The following is a 2,418-nucleotide window of genomic DNA, read 5'->3' on the forward strand; positions in this document are numbered from 1 at the left end:
TTGCCGTTGGTGCCGGTGATGTGGATCACGCGGAACGACTGCTCCGGATGCCCCATGATGTCGAGAATCATCTTCATACGACGCAGGTCGAGGTTCGTGGTGTTGCGCTCCGAAGGACGGCTCATGATGTCGCGCTCGACGTCGACCATGCTTTCGTTGTTGCGATTCGGATGCTCGAATGACATGTTCCTTGCTTTCCTCCCCGTATGGTTGGGCTCACACAGCCTTACATATTCTAGGTGGTTGCATGAACGTTCCCTGAGGGAAAAAGTTATAGGATGGGTTGCGGTAATTCATACAGGTAATCGAATGCAGATTCAGGAGATGTGATGAGCGAAGTCATTACCGACAAGGACAAGGAATACGAGGCGAGGGAGCAGGCTTCGGCGCCGGGAGACGACCAGGCGATGAGCGACCGTGTGAACAATCGTTCCCTGCGCCCGCGTTCCGATGCGTTCAAGGAGTTCATGACCACCGGCTGGGACGACAACGAGCCGGAGACCAAGCCTCTGGAGTCCTCCAAGTACACGCCGGCGCGTCTTGAAGCGCTGGGCAAGGCATTCCCGGGCGAGCGTCTGGTGATTCCCGCCGGCCAGCCGAAGGTACGCAACAACGATTGCGATTACGCGTTCCGTCCGGACACCACGTTCTCGTACTACACCGGTCTGGGTGAGGATTTCGAGGCCGGCGCGGTGCTGGTGCTCAACCCGGTGGATCCGGATTCGCCGGAGGCGAAGGCCGGCAAGACGCATATTCCGGAACTGTTCGTCGCCCCACGCGCGAACCATTACACGCAGGACTTCTTCATGAACGCCCACTATGGCGAGTATTGGGTCGGCCCTCGCGCAGGTCTGAAGGAAATGACCGCGATGACCGGCATCGAGACGAACGACATCGCACAACTTGCCGACGCGTTGGGCAAGGACGTCGGTTCCGACGCCGGCGCGGTGCGCGTCCGTGTGATCCGCGAGGCGGATCCGCAGGTCACCGGCTTGGTGGAGGACATCCGCAAGGCGAACGGCTTCGACGACCCCGACCGCAACAACGCCGATGACGACAAGCTGCACGAATTCGCCGCCGAGGCCCGCATGTGCAAGGACGAATACGAGGTCCGCGAGATGCGCAAGGCCATCGCGGCCACCAAGCACGGCTTCGACAACATTCTGCGCAAGCTGCCATCCTCGCTTGACAAGCCGCGTTCCGAACGCATGCTGGAGGGCGCGTTCAACGCGATTTCCCGCGAGGAGGGCAACGACGTCGGCTATGACACCATCATCGCCTCCGGCGCGCACGCGCCGATTCTGCACTGGATGCGCAACACCGGCACCGTGGGCTCCGGAGAGCTGCTGCTGATCGACGCCGGCGTGGAGGTGACCAGCCTGTATACCGCGGACATCACGCGCACCTTCCCGACCACGGGCAAGTTCACCGATTTCCAGAAGAAACTGTACCAGGCGGTGCTGGACTCCCAGCAGGCCGGCTTCGAGGCCGCCAAGCCGGGCGCCACGTATTCCGACATCCACCATGCCTGCATGCGTGTGATCGCCGAGCGTCTGCACGACTGGGGCATTCTTCCGGTGGACGTCGAGGAGTCGCTCTCCCCCGAAGGCCAGCAGCACCGCCGTTGGCTCGCCTGCGGCGTGGCGCATCATCTGGGTCTTGACGTGCATGATTGCGCGCAGGCCCGCTACGAGTCGTACCAAGGCGCGAAGATCCGCCCGGGCATGATCTTCACGATCGAGCCCGGCCTGTACTTCCGTGAGGACGACCTGCTGATCCCGCCGGAGTACCGCGGCATCGGCATCCGCATCGAGGATGACGTGCTGATGACCGAGGACGGCCCGGAATGGCTGTCCGCCGGCATCCCGAAGCAGATCGACGACGTCGAGGCGTGGATGGCCGACATGGCGGCCGAGGCCTGATCGGAGAACCATTATGCCGACACCTGATTTCATACTCGAGCTCCGTAAGAAAATCGGCCATGATCTTCTTTGGCTGATCGGAGTCTCCGGCTATGTCGAGGACGAGCGCGGCCGTGTGCTGCTCGGACGGCGCGCCGACACCGGCGAATGGGCCATGGTCTATGGCATCAACGAACCGGGCGAGGAGCCGGCCGACACCGTCGCCCGTGAAATCAAGGAGGAAACCGGCGTGGATGCGATCGTCACCGATCTGGTGTCGGTGAAATCGTCCCGCAAGGTGCTCACCTACGCGAACGGCGACAGCACCATGTACATGGACCATCTGTTCATCTGCAAACCGGATCCACAGGGCAACACGGAACCGTTCGTCGGTGACGAGGAAAGCCTCAACGTGGGCTGGTTCTCCCCCGATGATTTGCCACAGCCTTTGGCCGCGACCACGGTGGAGCGCATGGGGTACGTGCGCGAATACCTGAAGAACAAAGCGAACGGCGAC

At 61.9% G+C, this 2,418-nt stretch carries 2 protein-coding genes and 1 pseudogene; 2 read left to right on the plus strand and 1 reads right to left on the minus strand.

Annotation, left to right across the window (positions count from 1 at the left end):
- A pseudogene (locus B3C64_RS06225) lies at window positions 1-185 on the minus strand (dihydrofolate synthase); the annotation flags it as partial.
- 144 nt (window positions 186-329) lie between these two features.
- Between B3C64_RS06225 and B3C64_RS06230 the strand changes: the two are divergent.
- Both B3C64_RS06230 and B3C64_RS06235 read left to right on the plus strand, forming a co-directional pair.
- Window positions 330-1,922 carry an aminopeptidase P family protein gene (locus tag B3C64_RS06230; protein ID WP_291534496.1) on the plus strand — a complete coding sequence of 531 codons (1,593 nt, stop codon included), beginning with the start codon at window positions 330-332 and terminating at the stop codon, window positions 1,920-1,922.
- Window positions 1,923-1,935: 13 nt separating this feature from the next.
- A partial coding sequence (locus B3C64_RS06235) for an NUDIX hydrolase (RefSeq protein WP_291534497.1) occupies window positions 1,936-2,418 on the plus strand: 483 nt, incomplete at its 3' end.

Origin of the sequence: Bifidobacterium sp. UBA6881, from assembly GCA_002451435.1 — a bacterium.
GTDB lineage: Bacteria > Actinomycetota > Actinomycetes > Actinomycetales > Bifidobacteriaceae > Bifidobacterium.

What these genes read in the sequence shown, in the direction of transcription:
- B3C64_RS06230 (WP_291534496.1), top strand. Translation starts at nt 330, where the DNA reads ATGAGCGAAGTCATTACCGACAAGGACAAGGAATACGAGGCGAGGGAG.